Source organism: Alteromonas sp. S005 (assembly GCF_036864475.1).
In the GTDB taxonomy this organism is placed as follows: domain Bacteria; phylum Pseudomonadota; class Gammaproteobacteria; order Enterobacterales; family Alteromonadaceae; genus Alteromonas.
Genome location: NZ_JAZETN010000012.1, coordinates 86879 through 102244 on the forward strand (window position 1 = coordinate 86879; position 15366 = coordinate 102244).

16 protein-coding genes and 1 pseudogene are annotated in these 15366 nt (G+C 42.0%); 5 read left to right on the forward strand and 12 right to left on the reverse strand.

The features are described from left to right. Position 1 precedes the first annotated feature (1 nt). Both V7R55_RS14055 and V7R55_RS14060 read right to left on the reverse strand, forming a co-directional pair. Positions 2-1123, reverse strand: a complete 1122-nt coding sequence (locus tag V7R55_RS14055; protein ID WP_061487024.1) for an RHS repeat-associated core domain-containing protein — start codon at positions 1121-1123, stop codon at positions 2-4. A 352-nt stretch (positions 1124-1475) separates the two neighbouring features. Beyond that, positions 1476-1871: an ion channel gene (locus tag V7R55_RS14060; protein WP_015066041.1), complete on the reverse strand. Its 396-nt coding sequence runs from the start codon at positions 1869-1871 to the stop codon at positions 1476-1478. A gap of 121 nt (positions 1872-1992) precedes the next feature. On the opposite strand from V7R55_RS14060, the gene V7R55_RS14065 reads away from it, so the two are divergent. The 5 genes from V7R55_RS14065 (at position 1993) to V7R55_RS14085 (ending at position 7966) form a co-directional block, all read left to right on the forward strand. After that, positions 1993-2523, forward strand: coding sequence for a DUF305 domain-containing protein (locus tag V7R55_RS14065; protein ID WP_334059969.1), 531 nt, complete (start codon positions 1993-1995; stop codon positions 2521-2523). Then, complete coding sequence (locus tag V7R55_RS14070) at positions 2516-3247, forward strand: glutaredoxin (RefSeq protein ID WP_334059970.1); 732 nt, start codon at positions 2516-2518, stop codon at positions 3245-3247. Before V7R55_RS14065 ends, V7R55_RS14070 begins: the two co-directional genes overlap by 8 nt. Before the next feature lie 665 nt (positions 3248-3912). Then, the gene (locus V7R55_RS14075; protein ID WP_334059971.1) at positions 3913-5727 is read left to right on the forward strand and encodes a copper resistance system multicopper oxidase; all 1815 of its coding nucleotides are present in this window, start codon (positions 3913-3915) and stop codon (positions 5725-5727) included. 9 nt (positions 5728-5736) lie between these two features. Then, positions 5737-6483 (forward strand): copper resistance protein B, encoded by a 747-nt coding sequence (locus V7R55_RS14080; protein WP_156141720.1) that lies wholly within the window; start codon positions 5737-5739, stop codon positions 6481-6483. 157 nt (positions 6484-6640) lie between these two features. Further along, positions 6641-7966 (forward strand): APC family permease, encoded by a 1326-nt coding sequence (locus tag V7R55_RS14085; RefSeq protein ID WP_012516915.1) that lies wholly within the window; start codon positions 6641-6643, stop codon positions 7964-7966. A 155-nt stretch (positions 7967-8121) separates the two neighbouring features. Here V7R55_RS14085 and V7R55_RS14090 read toward each other — a convergent pair whose 3' ends face one another. From V7R55_RS14090 to V7R55_RS14135, 10 genes and pseudogenes are all read right to left on the reverse strand, one after another. Next, positions 8122-8277 (reverse strand): hypothetical protein, encoded by a 156-nt coding sequence (locus tag V7R55_RS14090; RefSeq protein ID WP_012516914.1) that lies wholly within the window; start codon positions 8275-8277, stop codon positions 8122-8124. A 101-nt stretch (positions 8278-8378) separates the two neighbouring features. Further along, positions 8379-8633, reverse strand: a complete 255-nt coding sequence (locus V7R55_RS14095) for a DUF5676 family membrane protein (protein ID WP_156141719.1) — start codon at positions 8631-8633, stop codon at positions 8379-8381. A gap of 83 nt (positions 8634-8716) precedes the next feature. Next, positions 8717-9087: pseudogene (locus V7R55_RS14100) on the reverse strand (cation transporter). A gap of 17 nt (positions 9088-9104) precedes the next feature. After that, positions 9105-9515 carry a hypothetical protein gene (locus V7R55_RS14105; RefSeq protein WP_012516911.1) on the reverse strand — a complete coding sequence of 137 codons (411 nt, stop codon included), beginning with the start codon at positions 9513-9515 and terminating at the stop codon, positions 9105-9107. Next, complete coding sequence (locus tag V7R55_RS14110) at positions 9499-10164, reverse strand: methyltransferase family protein (protein WP_024015555.1); 666 nt, start codon at positions 10162-10164, stop codon at positions 9499-9501. The genes V7R55_RS14105 and V7R55_RS14110 overlap by 17 nt, the downstream gene beginning before the upstream one ends. Further along, positions 10157-10495 (reverse strand): DUF2933 domain-containing protein, encoded by a 339-nt coding sequence (locus V7R55_RS14115; protein WP_012516909.1) that lies wholly within the window; start codon positions 10493-10495, stop codon positions 10157-10159. The genes V7R55_RS14110 and V7R55_RS14115 overlap by 8 nt, the downstream gene beginning before the upstream one ends. Positions 10496-10503: 8 nt before the next feature. After that, positions 10504-10857 carry a cupredoxin domain-containing protein gene (locus V7R55_RS14120; RefSeq protein WP_012516908.1) on the reverse strand — a complete coding sequence of 118 codons (354 nt, stop codon included), beginning with the start codon at positions 10855-10857 and terminating at the stop codon, positions 10504-10506. A gap of 11 nt (positions 10858-10868) precedes the next feature. Continuing rightward, the gene (locus tag V7R55_RS14125; RefSeq protein ID WP_239220318.1) at positions 10869-13112 is read right to left on the reverse strand and encodes a heavy metal translocating P-type ATPase; all 2244 of its coding nucleotides are present in this window, start codon (positions 13110-13112) and stop codon (positions 10869-10871) included. A 75-nt stretch (positions 13113-13187) separates the two neighbouring features. Continuing rightward, positions 13188-13622, reverse strand: coding sequence for a MerR family transcriptional regulator (locus tag V7R55_RS14130; RefSeq protein ID WP_012516906.1), 435 nt, complete (start codon positions 13620-13622; stop codon positions 13188-13190). A gap of 794 nt (positions 13623-14416) precedes the next feature. Then, the gene (locus V7R55_RS14135) at positions 14417-15253 is read right to left on the reverse strand and encodes a formyltransferase family protein (protein ID WP_015066038.1); all 837 of its coding nucleotides are present in this window, start codon (positions 15251-15253) and stop codon (positions 14417-14419) included. Between the last annotated feature and the right edge of the window lie 113 nt (positions 15254-15366).

Genomic DNA, 15366 nt, shown 5'->3' on the forward strand with positions numbered 1-15366 from the left:
GTTACTCCAAAATTTCTTTGACCGCATTTACAGCATCCGCTATTGCAGTTGTTGATTGTGTGACTTTAACCTCCACTCCTACAGAGGCAGAAACACCAATCTTTCCTTTAGCATCACCTTGCGGTTCAGAGACGCTTCCTTGCGGTTGTATGTCACCATTGATTGTTTTTTCAGAAACTAAGTCCTGTGCAACCGCAAATGGCCCAACAGCCGCGTCTGCATTCACTGAAGTCTCTACTATTGTTTCGTTTTTGGCCACATCGCCACTTGGTGACTGTTGATAGCTAGGTGTTAATGATAAACCAGCCCCCAGTCTAGGACTTGCACTAACAGAAGCCGACAACTCCAATGTCTGATCATCGAACGACAATGAAAGAGAGACTCTCGCTCCAGCAACAGCTATCGCTTCACCTGTTACGCTAACAGTATGTTTTTCTCTACCATCAGGGTCAACGTATTTATAGGGATTATTGCTTACGTATGAGTATCTGTTAAATGTAGATATGTCAGAGAGTTTGAATCCAACAGGATCATTCGAGTAAAAACGACCTATAACTGGATCATAGTATCGTGCCTGCATATAGCTTAAGCCCAATTCACTATCGAACTTGTGTCCCGCATAGCCTATTTCATTACTAGCAGTCTCATAGGTATCCCCAAATGGCTTATAGTGTCGTCGACTATTGTTAATAAGTGTTCCACTATTGTTAGATTGCGCCGTAGTGCTGCCTAGAATATCAGTATGAATAAAACTTGCTGATGAACTAGAATCTTTTGCTATGAGACGACTTCCAATATAAATGTAGTTTTTCCAAACGCCATTACTCTCACTGAAGAGAAGCTTTCCATCTTGACTGTAATGATAATATGCCGTGCTCCCGCTCTTCGCAGACTTTACTCGGCGATTGAATCCATCATAGGTAAATGAAAATCCGTTCGCCGCAGTCATCTGATTCGCCAAGTTGTAACTCATACTAAAGTGACTGTTATGAATAATATTGCCACGAGTATCGTAGTTAAAGTAACCATAGGCTTTTGCTTTGCTTCCAGAAGAACTGATACTTTTAAGTCGACTTTGGTTTGAATCAATAGAATAGATTAATGTGAATCTGTTTGAACTCAAGCTGTAACTGCTTTTGGAAACTAGAGTTATCAGGGATGAAGGAATTACCGAAGTTGTGCGTATGCTCCTATAGTAATCCCAAATATATCTGCATAAGCGACTCGAATAAAAGCGCCAAGATCATAGCCCAGATTTAAATCAGTTTTGAGATAATAAAGTCAGCTTTCAACCGTGCTTTTGGTTCTGAAACGTTTGCTAAGCTATACCCTCAAACTTCTTTAAGAGAGAAGCAAAGAGTGCTCTATTGTTCGCTTTTTAGTATCTAAAAAGACAATAATTTGCGAAACATTGTTTCATTAAAAACTAGTCCTGACGGGTGAGGTTTACATCTTCTCAGGTTACAGTTTTTACATTACATATGCTTGAACACTTTCGATGCTGAACAGCTTATTAGTAGAAACCCTGTAGCCGATTCAACTCCTGCTATCATTCGTAGATGTCCGTCCGGCTCGATACTTCCAAGACCCAATGTAGTAATCGTAGTTAGTGAAAAGTAAAAAATATCCATGGAAGTGGCAGGTTGCTTAAAATCGCCGAGCTCGAAATAAAGTCCAATTTCATACGCCAGAGTAAAAATGACTGCTAGTAAAAGTTGGCTCGAAATGGCAATAACGACTACCGACAGTGTTTTTATCCAAGCTCCCTTCAATCTCTCGCTGATATTGTCCGCGACTACTGAAATATTAAAAAGATGCAGCCCTACGCAGATCAACAGTGCAGTTAAAACTATTAATATAGACAAAAACATAATATTTCCTTGTTGGTACAAAACTTGACTAGTTAAGATTGATTGGTTTGTAACCTCTCTCAAGCTTTCTTTTGTTAGAAAGATTTACAAATATTAACTGTTTCTTAAGTAAGGATTACATATGAAATACTCTAAGTTCGCTGCAATGATAATAACTTCAACTGTAGCGATGTTTTTAATGATGTACTTAAATACCTACGCTATCTCGCATGTCTGGTTCAGTGAGACAAGGACTTATATGGCACTCTATATGGGGGCAGGCATGGCGATTATAATGTTAGCTTTCATGTTAGGTATGTATAGCAACAAGAAACTCAATACAGCCATTTTTATAATAGCGGCACTTACTTTCGCCTTGTGTATCTATCTTGTTCGTTCACAAAGTACCATTTCAGATACCGCCTACATGAAAGCAATGATTCCTCATCACTCAATAGCCATTTTGACTAGTGAACGTTCGAACCTTGAAGACGTTCGTGTGCGAGAGTTAGCTAACGGCATTATCAAAGCTCAGCGAAAGGAAATAAAGGAGATGGAGTGGTTGTTAGAGGACATAAATGAGAATGGCAAGGCAACAACTCAGAAGCAGGCACTACAGCGACCTATTCCGCAATTTAAAGGTAAATTGAACAAAGGAGAAGAAAATGAGTAAGAAAGCTATCCTATATAGAATGGTTACTGAAGAGCACATTTGCCCTTACGGTTTAAGATCAAAGGACCTACTAGAGCGAGAAGGCTATTCAGTAGAAGACAATCATCTTACTTCACGTAGCGAGACCGATGATTTCAAGCAAAAGCATGGTGTAGAAACCACGCCTCAAACCTTCATCGAAGAAAAGCGAATTGGTGGATATGATGAGCTTCGTAAATACTTCGGGAAAGGAGAAGCGGGGCAGAACGGAACTACTTATGCACCTGTTATTGCGATTTTTTCGGTGGCAGCTCTGCTATCGTTTGCATTCCAGTTCTTTGTTTCTGAAGCCTTCATATCTATAAGAACACTGGTTCTCTTTATTGCTTTCTCAATGACGCTACTTGCAGTTCAAAAATTGAAAGATTTGTATGGTTTTACAAATTCGTTCATAACCTACGACTTGTTGGCAATGAGGTGGCTCCGATATGGTTACATCTACCCATTTATCGAAGCCTACGCTGGGATAGGAATGGTAGCGCAACTGCCTGCCATAACTGTTGCGCCATTTTCACTATTTATAGGAACCGTTGGGGCAATTTCTGTTTTTAAAGCAGTATATGTAGATAAACGGGAGCTCAAATGTGCTTGTGTTGGTGGGGACAGTAACGTGCCGTTAGGTTTTGTTTCACTATCAGAAAACATTTTTATGATTGCAGGCGCTTTACTCATGCTATCTTATTAGTTACAAGAGCTGCTTATCGACTAAACTTAATAAAAGCAACTCTTTCAGCTTTTAAGGTTGAAAAGACTACTTGTGTAACTTCACAGGAAGTTGTTTATCTTAGTTACAAGCAATTGACATTGCTTAAAGCGTCCTTAAGACTTATCTTGTCTAAAGGAATAACATAGCGTAAAGGTTGAGAGCAAATACAAAGTTATGAGATTTATTATTTTCACACTATGCATTGGATATTTACTGGTATTGTTTACCATGCCAGTTGATGCGTGTGAAATGAAAATGGATGAATATAGCTCATTAACTAAGGTTTCTCACAAATTAGCAGACGCTCATGAGGAGAAACGTAGCAGTTCACCTAGTTCTAAGCATCAAAGCGCTCACACTGATGAACAACCCCCGCATTCGGATCAATCAGGTTGCTGCAATGATGGTTGTATGTGTATAGCTACCAATTGCTACCACTTTACAAGTCTTTTTTACGTTCCCATTCGTCAATTTGAAACAACGTTTGCTGAGCAGTATGACATTATCGCTCTAGCTGTTCCCCCAAAAATTTTCACTCCACCTTTTCGTCCACCGATAGCCTAAGGCACTGACTTAGTTAGTAATACTTTTTAAATGGATGAACTTCCTTCGTCCAGTTAGTATCAATTCAAAGGCTAAAAACTATGAAAAATTCTATCGACAACGGTCGCAGAAGATTTGTGCTCGGTGCCCTAACCTCGAGCGCTGCGGCTGCGTTAACCAACGTTAGTCCTCTATGGGCAGCACCTGTTGGTCGCCATTTTAAAGATCAAGTTTTGACAGGTGATATTAAAAATCTCAATGTGTCAAAAGCGCAATTGCCAATAGGCTCAAATATGGGCTCACCCATAACGATCAATGGTCAAATGCCGGGCCCGTTGATTAGATTGAAAGAAGGACAGAGAGCGCACCTCAATGTAACTAACCACCTAAACCAAGATACTTCAATACACTGGCACGGGATAATTTTACCACCAGATATGGATGGCGTTCCGGGAGTTTCCTTTGCCGGAATAAAACCTGGCGAAACATTTAAATATGAATTCGATGTCGAGCAAAACGGCACCTACTGGTACCACAGTCATTCAGGCCTTCAGGAACAGTTGGGTCATTTAGGACCTCTTGTGATCGACCCTGCAAATGGAGACATTGGGGCTGATAGGGAACATACAATTATTTTAAGCGATTGGACGTTTTCAGACCCCCATGACGTTATGCGAAAACTGAAAGTAGCGGAAGGTTATTACAATTATCAAAAGCGAACTATTTTCGACACGTTAGAAGACGTAAAGAAAAAAGGGCTTGCCGATACATGGGAAGAGCGTGCTATGTGGGGTGCAATGCGTATGAGCCCTCGCGATATTGCTGACGTTACAGGCAGTACATATACATACTTAATGAATGGCCGGACACCACAAGATAATTGGCAGGCCCTGTTTAAAGTAGGCGAGAAAATCCGGTTGAGGATCATAAATGGTTCTGCGATGACTTATTTCGACTTTCGTATCCCAGGGCTTGAAATGACGGTTGTAGCTGCAGATGGTCAGCCTGTTAAACCAGTAAATGTGGATGAATTTCGAATTGCAGTAGCGGAAACTTATGACGTAATCGTTCAGCCAAAAGAGCGAAAAGCTTATACCTTTTTTGCGGAAAGTTTTGATAGAAGTGGATATGCGCGTGGCACCCTAACCCCGTCAATTGGCCTTACTGCAGAGGTTCCCCCACAGCGAGTTATCACAGAGCGTGGTATGGCAGCGATGGGGATGGACATGTCTGGTATGAAAGGCATGAATATGGATAAGTCCAAAGTCGATAGCTCGGGCATGGCTACTCCAAAAGGTGATATGAAAGAAATGGGTCAGCATAGCGCCCATTCAATGCATGGCACCCAAATGGAAGGAGAAATGAAATCCTCCAAAAAGCTCCCAGTAGAAAGCATAAAAATTGTCCACAGTGAAGACGGGCACGGCGCTGGTGCAGCGATGATAGCTAAAAATCCAAGCTCTAGGCTGGATGAACCTGGGATCGGTTTGGAAGACAGCCCACATCGTGTGCTTGTTTATACAGATTTAGTCGGTGAAAGTCCTTGGCCTGACGAAAGGGAGCCGGAACGTCAAATTGAGCTTCACTTAACAGGCAATATGGAAAGGTACATGTGGTCGTTCGATGGCAAAAAGTTTAGTGAAGTAGACGGATATGTACGTTTCAATTATGGCGAGAGACTACGTCTGATCTTGGTTAATGACACTATGATGGATCACCCTATTCATTTACATGGTATGTGGATGGAGCTTGAAAACGGCCAATATCCAAGACCTCGTAAACACACGATCAGCCTCAAGCCTGGAGAGAAGGTCTCTTTACAAATCAGCGCAGATGCCCCCGGTGAGTGGGCGTTTCATTGTCACCTGCTATACCACATGGAAGCAGGGATGTTTCGTGTTGTACAGGTCGCATAGGAGATCAAAATGAAACAGATATTAATAGCAGGACTCATAACATTAACTTTGAGCGTTAACAATGCTCTGGCTCAATCAAGAGATGACTGGCCATCTCCAATCCCTAATGAATATTTTGGCCAAGTTCTATTTGACCGGCTTGAATATACTCGCACTGATGAGCAGCAAAATATAGCGGTCTGGGACATGCAAGCGTGGTATGGCGGAGATTACCATCGTCTTGTTTTTAAAAGTGAAGGCGAAAATACACAAAACGATGGAAAGCCTACTGATCTGGAACGAGCAGAACTGTTGTACGGTTATCTAGTTTCTTCTTTTTGGTCTATACAATTTGGTGTGGGCACAAAGGGAGAGCTGTCATCAGATGCGGATATGGAGAACTATGCGGTGGTCAGTTATCAAGGTCTAGCGCCGTACTGGTTTGAAATGGAAAATTCACTGCGTATTAACGAAGACGGTGACATGCAGTTCATCAATGAAACCGAATATGACTGGCAACTAAGTCAAGTTTCCTATCTGCAACCGCGACTGGAAGTTGTTGCCAACCTCACCGATTCTGAAAAGTATGACCGTCAAAGCGGGCTGAGTAATATTCGTGTTGGTTTGCGATATCGGCATGAAATAGTGAGGGAGGTAGCACCTTATGTCGGTGTTTATTACAGCAAAGCTTTGGGAAATACAGCTGATGCATTAAAGGCTGAAGGCAAGTCAACCAGTGAAACTGGTGTAGTGTTAGGTGCAAGGATTTGGTTTTAAACGCCCTACGCTAAAAATGAAATAACTGGTATGCCATTGCCAGTTATTTCTTTCTACACGTCTTCGAATTTGTTTTGTAATGGGCCTGTGTCCTTATATTTGCTGCAGGTTGCTTTTGTTGTTACTCAGGCTCACATGACATAAAGGAGTAACCAATATGAATGAACACGAGCATTCAAACAGGAAAGATTCGTTAAGCCTCTGGGGCGCGGTATCGATGGGAACTGGTGTAATGATAGGTGCTGGTATATTTGCTTTAACCGGGCAAATAGCAGAGCTGGCAGGCACATGGTTTCCTTTTGCGTTTTTAGTTGCAGCGATAATTGCAGGGTTTAGCTCATACAGTTACATCAAAATGGCACAGAAATACCCCTCTGCAGGTGGTATCGCCATGTTTCTGAAAAAAGCCTATGGTAGAGGTCTGCTGACTGGTGCCTGTGCATTGCTAATGTTTTTTTCCATGGTTATCAATGAAAGTTTGGTAGCCCGCACTTTTGGCACTTATGTCCTACAATTGTTTGACTCTCAGGGCGCTGAGTGGCTTATACCAGCGCTTGGCGTGAGTCTTCTTATTGTGGCATTCATTGTTAATATTTTGAGTAATCAATTCATACAGACCCTCTCATTTATTATGGCTTTTATCAAAATAGCAGGACTTGCAGTTTTGGCAATTGGTGGGCTGTGGGCAACCGGTTTGTCGTTTGAGAGCGTTTCAGCTCAACCGCAAGATACCAGCGCAACCGGTTTTCTCGGAGCCGTGGCACTTGGTATTTTGGGATACAAAGGATTCACTACAATCACAAACAGCGGAGGCGAGCTCAAACAACCAGAAAAAAATGTAGGAAGGGCCATAGTCATTTCTATATCCATTTGTGTGGTACTTTATGTTTTTGTCGCAGTTGCAGTAGGAGCAAATTTATCAATTGGCGAAATAATACAGGCAAAAGATTATTCGCTTGCTGAAGCATCTCGACCCGCATTCGGCCAGTATGGTGCTTGGTTTACTATAGCTTTCGCGATTATTGCCACGTCTTCCGGTGTCGTTGCCAGCATCTTCGCTGTTTCAAGAATGCTATCGATGCTTACATCAATGCAACTTGTGCCTCACCGTCATTTTTCATTACCGGGAGATATAAGAAGACATTCCTTAATTTATACGTTAGTCATCGCAATATTTCTTACCATATTCTTCGATTTGAGCCGCATAGCCTCCATCGGTGTAGTTTTTTATATCGTAATGGATATTTTCATCCACTGGGGAGTGTTCAAGCATTTACGAGATGATGTGCAAGCTAAAGCTTGGGTACTAGTCAGTGCAATTATTCTCGATATCATTGTTCTTCTATCTTTTATGTGGGTGAAAGCAAAATCAGATATCTTCATTGTTGGGATTTCTGTGGCTGGACTTCTTATCGTATTCGCGGCTGAGAAATGGTTTCTAAAGCTCCATGCGTATGATGATGATGATAAAAATTATAACTGATGCAAATCATTGAAGCTGTTCATGAACTACATCGACGGAGTAAGACAATATTCAGCGTAGGCAGAGTAGCAGCCTAAAAGGTAAGCGCAGTTGTTATGAATAGGAAAGGAATTAACCGGCATTAGCGTGCCGGTTATTTTTACTCGTGGCACACTTTAACCGCTTTTTTGCTGCTTCAGTGTATTCATTATTTCAGCAAACTCCTGTCCTTTTGACTCAGGTGGCTGGCTACAACCCTGCTTCTCTGTATTGGTTTGACTGGGTAGTTGCATGGCTTGCTGTAAGGCTAATTCTGAATTATTGGTTATCATAATATCTCACCGTTAGTTTAAATTTATGTGGCAGTAGATATCAGCAAATATCGTACCTGTGCTAAAAGGACAAATACTGACTATTTATTTAGCCCTCACTACTACAGCTGCCTATTGTAAATACTGGCAATAAGCCAACCCAGTACACCTGCGAACAAAGCCCATAAAGCTCCGCCTATCACTACACCCAATAAAGGCACGTTCCATATCATCCCTTGCCAGTCTGAAAACATTATATTACCAGCCATGGGTGACATCATGTCGGGCATTGTAATAATGAACAAAGAACTAACAACACTCTCGAAGCTGAACGATGCGGCGCACGCGAACGCAAATACATTTTCTCGAATTTTCATCTTACGCCTCCTTAAAGCCAGCATCATAATGTAACGACATCGCTCAGCATTGTTGTTGAGTGAGAACGTAGAGCACAATAAGGTTATGTACGCTTCCTGTGAGCGCCCTGCGGCAAGTGGTGGCAACTCCACGGTTTGTGCGTCGCATTGTCTTTTATATTTTGATCTACAAACTGGTAATAACCTTCTTTTGTGTGTGTCCACCAGTCATTGTGAAGATCTGCGCCGTGTTTTCGAATGATCGCTTCAATACCGTCTAAATCGATATGTGTCGCATCATATGCCAGGTGAATAGCCCCTTCTTTGATGTTGTAGCTCACCTCATCAATGCCAAAGAGCTTGTCAATCTCTTCAATTAGGGGCTCGCAATTTGCCTCATAGACATTGCTGAGCCGTAAATCCGAACGACTAAATTTGCTTCTCTGACACCGACTCTGTGGTCTAAATCACTCATATCTTTCTCCTCGGGTGTTAATTTGAATGTTTCTGAGATTCGGGTGAATGGCTTCCATCCATTTTCGACATCATTACTTCCATCATCTTAAGATGCCTTTCTGCCATATCAACTTGGTTTTGCATGGGTTGCCCTTCCATTTTTTCGTGCATTATATGCATCATTCCCATCATGGATTGCATGTGTTTTTTCATCATTTCACGCTGCTTGCTGGGATTCTTTTCTTCTTTGATAGCGTTAACTTCTTCCTTCATCGACTTTATTTTTGCATTCATCATATGCATATCTTGGCCACGCATAGGCATTCCCGTTTGAATCTCTGGCTTGTCTGAGCCCTTATGCTCATGCTCTTCCATTTGTTGAGCTTGCGATGTTGCAGCCATTACTAATGTGGTTGAAAAAATGATTGATTTAGTGAATTTTTTCATGGTTTTCACCTTTTAATTTAAAGTTGAGGTTTGGGATCCAGCCAGGTGTCGTGTTGATATAGCTCACATACTCATCGCCAAATTCAGCAATAGCCAGAGCTTCTTCACGCTTTGCCAGTTTCACATACACAACAACTAAAACTGGAAACATGACCAGTGTGGGAATGGTCGGCCATTGCAACAAAAAACCGAACATGATCAGTATGAAGGCTAAATATTGAGGGTGGCGACACCGCGCATACCATCCAGTCTTAGCTAAGTGATGGTTCTTCTGAGCGTGGTGCAGCACATTCCATGCTGAGGACAAGATAAAGAATCCTGCAACAATAAATACCATACTGGCGATATGAAATGGGTCCCAGTGGGCGTCGCCTTTAAAACCAAAGAAAGTATGCAACAGATGTCCGTTTTCGTGCGCAAAAAAGTTTACTTCCGGATAGGTTTCAGCAAGCCATCCTGACAAGAAATAAATAGTCAGTGGGAAGCCATACATTTCGGTAAACAGGGCTACAATAAACGCAGAAAATACCCCCAAACTTCGCCAGTCGGTGGAAGATTTTGGCTTTACAAAACTGAATGCAAAAAAGATAAAAATAGCTGAGTTCAGTATCACCATTGACCATAAGCCATAATCATATGTATCATTCATCTTGGTTGTCCTTTTTAAGTGACTCCTTTCGGCCTTCCTCCAACCCCTGAATGTATCCATCACGATAAGCCGCGTTGTTATCACTCAATTCCTGAAAACTTTTCTGCTTATTGTCACTGTCGCGAGAATGTTCGTGGGCGTGTCCGTGTTTACCGTGGCTACTGTGCATGAATATATGCATGAATGGGCACAGCAATAAAATCAAATAGGGAAGAAACTGAAGGACATGATGACCATGTTCGAAAATTAAAAAATAAGTAACGGCAGCGATCATCGCTAATGCTGCCCACCCTGTAGGTGTTGACCAAAATCTGGGGTGACTGTTTTTCATGACTCCTCCTATACCACCGTAAGAACACCGCGATACATCTGCATCTGGCAGTGAAAAGTATGTTCGCCCTGTGGGACGTTTTCGAGGTGAATTGGTGTTACCTCATTAAGCGTTAGCTGCTCACTGATATCTAATGAAGGAATTAGCAGTACTTCGGAACAGGGAGACTCATCTTTGCGCAAAAACTTCAACGTAACAGATTGGTTTGCGTTTACCTGAATAGACGCTGGTGAGTACACGCCATTTTTTACTTCTATGAGTATTTCGTTACTTTCAGTAACTGTCTGATCAGGCTTGTATAACCAAAACCACCAAATAATCAGTGCAATACCCGTAAGTCCTACAATATTAATTATCATCATAAGAAAACTCCTTAGTGGTCCTTTGCCTTGAATAGGCGAAGCCGGTTCGCATTTGATACCACTGTTAACGAAGAAAATGCCATGGCGGCTCCGGCGATAACTGGGCTTAGCAATACTCCGAAAAATGGATAGAGCACGCCCGCCGCAAAAGGTATACCTGCTACGTTGTAGATAAAGGCTCCAAACAAGTTTTGCTTAATGTTGCGCAAGGTGGCTTTACTAACCGCTATAGCATCGGCCAGACCATGCAACGAGCCGCGCATCAGGGTGATATCGGCGCTTTCAATGGCAACGTCCGTTCCTGTACCAATGGCAAAGCCAACATCAGCCAAGGCAAGAGCCGGAGCATCGTTAATTCCATCACCAGTCATACCCACTACTTCTCTCTGCTGCTGTAATTCATGTACTTTGTTGGCCTTATCTTCGGGCAATACTTCAGCAAAAAACTCGCTTATTGCCGCTTTCTTTGCCACTGCAGCAGCAGTTTCTTTGTTGTCCCCCGTTAACATGATGACCCGGATATCATTAGCCTGAAGACGCTTGATGGCAGAAACAGAGTCAGGTTTTATCGGGTCGGCAACCGCTATGATGGCAGCAAGTTGTCCATCTACAGCGAAATACATGGGAGTTTTGGCGTCTTTGGCCAGTGTTTGTGCTTTCTCTGAATAATTACCTATGCCCACCCCTTTTGAAGCCATAAGCTTGCTGTTACCAAACAATAAGGCCTTTCCTTCACAACGGCCTTCAACCCCCATACCGGTAATCGCATTAAACTCTTCGGTTTTCAGCAGCTCAATGCCCTGGTCGTGGGCACTTTCTACTATCGCCATTGCTAATGGGTGCTCTGAACCATTTTCCAGACTAGCTGCCAATTGCAGCACTGTCTTTTCATCACTGAAATTGGCTAAAATTATGTCAGTGACCTTGGGTGTACCTTCCGTAATCGTTCCGGTTTTATCCAGTATCATCACACTGATTTTTGATGCCGTTTGTAGCGCTTCGCCGTTGCGAATTAGCACGCCGGCTTCAGCAGCCTTTCCAACCCCCACCATAACTGACATCGGCGTGGCTAGGCCCAATGCACATGGACAAGCAATGATCAATACAGTGGTGGCCGAAACTATGGCAAATGCCAGTGCGGGCTCAGGCCCAAAGTTCAGCCATGCTAGCGCACTGAGCACAGATATAATCATGACCACAGGAACAAAGTAAGCGGATATCACGTCGGCCAAGCGCCCAATAGGCGGCTTTGAATTTTGTGCGCGTTTAACCATTGCAATGATTTGCGCCAGTGCCGTGTCTTTACCTACTCGAGTTGCTTTAAATAGAAACATTCCTGACTTGTTGAGAGTTCCAGCAACGACTTCATCGTCATGTGATTTTTCAACTGGCATCGGTTCCCCGGTTAGCATGGACTCGTCGATTGACGTATGGCCTTCAACAACCACACCATCAACAGGCACTTTTTCTCCAGGCCTGACTTTGATGACATCGTTAAAAAGCACTTGCTCGATAGCGACCTGGACCTCTTTATTGTCGCGAATAACCGTGGCTGTTTTCGCTTGTAATCCAATTAAACGTTTGATTGCTTCTGAGGTTTTTCCGCGGGCTTTTAGTTCTAAGGCAAGCCCCAGATCAATTAGACCAATGATCATAGCTGTAGCTTCAAAATAAACGTGCCTTGCCATTAACGGCACTGCTTCAGGTACCAACACTACCAACATCGAATAGAACCATGCTGTGCCTGTACCAAGTGCAATGAGTGTATCCATATTGGCAGAATGATTTTTAAAGCTCTTCCACGCACCGATGTAAAAATGCCGGCCGGAAAAGAACATTACACCCAGCGTCAGTAGGCCAACTGCTAGCCACAACAACCTCTCGACATTAGTCTCGACCGTCATTTCGTCGACAACAATGCTATAAGTCATTAGAGGGATACCTAGCGAAAGCGCAATGAAAGTATCTCGCATCAGCTTTTTGTAATAGGTCCTATCCGCTGCTTCTTTTTCATCGACTACATCAGTGTCAGGCTTATCTTCGAAAGGCTTTGCGTTGTAACCAACGGACTCTACTGCTTGAACCAATAATTGAGAATCCGCTGTACCCGTTACAAGTACTGTTCTGTCTGCAAAGTTCATTTCGGCATTCTGCACTCCCGGCGTCTGCTTCAAGGCAGCTTCTATTTTTCCAACGCAACTGGCACATCCGGCGCCTTCTATCACTAATTGTCGCTGTGTTACTTCTGCACTCATAGTGCTCTCCTTTTTTCCTATTTTTAGAAGACTTGTTTTTTGACGGACAACAATTTTTCTGAAGAAACACCTGCATTAAGTTCTGTCATTTATGTTTTCCTCCAGGACGGTGTGTTCAAACTCTTCTATTAAATGACAGACCACGTGTGAGGATGGGGCTTTGTCACCCATTGCTCCCCATTTCCTTACTGCCAGCATCATATTTTGCCTGAGTAACAACATTGCCTTAAATTGTCTTTCTGTTTCTGCTAGCCTTCTTGCAATTAAGGTTCTAACTAGGGGACAAGCGGTCTTTCCATTATCTGCTTCTCTGAGAATTTGCTTGATATCTTCAACTGAAAAACCTAAATGCCTTGCACTTAATATAAACCGCAACCTGGAAGCATCTTTCGTTGAATAGAATTTATAACCATTGTCAGATTTTGCCGGCGTTATTAACTGCAAGCGCGTGTAATAGCGAACAGTATCTGGCGTTGTAGCCAAGGCGCTTGCGATCTCTCTTACTTTCATAGTTGTTCCGATGTCTTTAACCTAAAATTTTACTTATACCTAAAGGCTAAACCTGTGTGTGGGACGCGAGTCAATAGGCATGTAACTCGTGAAACTTTCGGTTCTAAGATGTAATGCGTTTGTAAGTGAGGCGGATAATACTTGCTGTTCGTTTACTGATAGCAAACAGTGTCTTAATGTATATTAATTAAGCAGTTGATCGTCTAAGACATTCTTTGATTGCAATTGATTAGTAAAGAAAACTTAGAGAAAAGCCTCACTGAGTTTATGTGTAGCTCTTAATCGGAGGGTGGAAGGGAGGAGAGTGTATACCAATTAAAGGGGTAATATTTATATCTGAAAATGAGCTTTGCTTAATGTTTTCACTTATCAGAATTTCAATATTTGAAAGTATACAAAATTGGGTTAAAGAAGTTGCACAGTAAGCACCTATACAGCACGCGCATATCGATTGATCATTTCCTTCGCAGTGCTGTACATCCTGGTTCTTTTCTGAATGAAGTGTGTGATTATTTAAAGTAGTATGTTCTACGCTTGATAAGGAATCATTTGAGGACATATGAGATTCTGATGTGTCGTGACCATCACATTTAATTGGGTTCGTCATAGCAAAGCCGTGCTGTGAAAGCAGCGCAGCTATTAGTACTAATTTAAACCACTTATAAATGCCTGACACAATAAACTCCATCAGTGAGTAAGGGAATAGTAGCGGTATTCCGTTATTCTTACTTTGACGTAGATCAACACAACACAAAAAAGTGCTTAGGACCTTTAAACATTAAAGCCGTAATCAACTAGTTTAGTACTCTTGATTCATATAGCCTTAAACTACGCTTAGAAAGTACAACATAGCCATCATTTATAGCAATGCTTTTAATCAGTGCATCCTCAAAGATTATGCTACCGCACGTGAAATCGTGACTGAAAGTTGTGACTTCGACATCATTTGCGATATATAACGCGTTATCTAACGAAATAAGAATCCCAAAGTGCCCATACTGTCGAAGGGCATGACTAAATTGAGCGGTGTTTTGATCCCAATTTACAAACCTTCTTTTTACTGGAGGTAGACTTTGGAATGACGCTAGCTTTTCCAATTGAGGTGTGGCGTTATTATAAAGTTCATTAAAGTTATTAAGTAATTCTTCTAACAGAGTTTCTGCGAGTAACTGAGACTTGACCATCAATGATGAAATCGTTTCATTGTTTTCGACCTCAAATTTCTCTTGGATTAGGATGCTACCTGCATCAAGTTTCTCAGTGAGTTTATGAATGCTAACACCCGCGTTCTCAGGGTTGTCGATAATGTAGGTGAGTGGGGTTGGGCCTCTACTTTTGGGTAGTAAAGATGGGTGGATATTAATCGCATATTTTATTTCGTTTGTGGGTACTTTGTATCCGTAATCGGCTACAACAAAGACTGTCTGTTCGTCATTTAAATATCCTTTAAGAGTCACGATACTTGGTTTTTCAGTGGAATAAACAATATTGTATTTACGACAAATTCGTTTGATGAAGCTCGCATTTTCCTGAACATCGTTTATAAAAACGCGTTCAATGTTCAATCTATTTTTAATTAGAAGTAACAAACAATTCGAGAATAAGTCGTTTCCAAAATAAACGATTTTCATATTTCTCTGCACCTTTTGAGAATAGCGTATGTGGAACAAAATGTAGGTTGGGAGGACAAGTGTTTAAGGATTCGATGTTGATTAAAAATCTGTGCAAAAACGAATAATAAGGG

Excerpts from the sequence above, each read along its gene's own strand:
- V7R55_RS14060 (WP_015066041.1), bottom strand. The coding sequence starts at position 1,871 with ATGTTTTTGTCTATATTAATAGTTTTAACTGCACTGTTGATCTGCGTA.
- V7R55_RS14065 (WP_334059969.1), top strand. The coding sequence starts at position 1,993 with ATGAAATACTCTAAGTTCGCTGCAATGATAATAACTTCAACTGTAGCG.
- V7R55_RS14110 (WP_024015555.1), bottom strand. The coding sequence starts at position 10,164 with ATGAATGATACATATGATTATGGCTTATGGTCAATGGTGATACTGAAC.
- V7R55_RS14080 (WP_156141720.1), top strand. The coding sequence starts at position 5,737 with ATGAAACAGATATTAATAGCAGGACTCATAACATTAACTTTGAGCGTT.
- V7R55_RS14125 (WP_239220318.1), bottom strand. The coding sequence starts at position 13,112 with ATGAGTGCAGAAGTAACACAGCGACAATTAGTGATAGAAGGCGCCGGA.
- V7R55_RS14115 (WP_012516909.1), bottom strand. The coding sequence starts at position 10,495 with ATGAAAAACAGTCACCCCAGATTTTGGTCAACACCTACAGGGTGGGCA.
- V7R55_RS14085 (WP_012516915.1), top strand. The coding sequence starts at position 6,641 with ATGAATGAACACGAGCATTCAAACAGGAAAGATTCGTTAAGCCTCTGG.
- V7R55_RS14075 (WP_334059971.1), top strand. The coding sequence starts at position 3,913 with ATGAAAAATTCTATCGACAACGGTCGCAGAAGATTTGTGCTCGGTGCC.
- V7R55_RS14090 (WP_012516914.1), bottom strand. The coding sequence starts at position 8,277 with ATGATAACCAATAATTCAGAATTAGCCTTACAGCAAGCCATGCAACTA.
- V7R55_RS14105 (WP_012516911.1), bottom strand. The coding sequence starts at position 9,515 with ATGAAAAAATTCACTAAATCAATCATTTTTTCAACCACATTAGTAATG.
- V7R55_RS14135 (WP_015066038.1), bottom strand. The coding sequence starts at position 15,253 with ATGAAAATCGTTTATTTTGGAAACGACTTATTCTCGAATTGTTTGTTA.
- V7R55_RS14070 (WP_334059970.1), top strand. The coding sequence starts at position 2,516 with ATGAGTAAGAAAGCTATCCTATATAGAATGGTTACTGAAGAGCACATT.
- V7R55_RS14120 (WP_012516908.1), bottom strand. The coding sequence starts at position 10,857 with ATGATGATAATTAATATTGTAGGACTTACGGGTATTGCACTGATTATT.
- V7R55_RS14095 (WP_156141719.1), bottom strand. The coding sequence starts at position 8,633 with ATGAAAATTCGAGAAAATGTATTTGCGTTCGCGTGCGCCGCATCGTTC.
- V7R55_RS14130 (WP_012516906.1), bottom strand. The coding sequence starts at position 13,622 with ATGAAAGTAAGAGAGATCGCAAGCGCCTTGGCTACAACGCCAGATACT.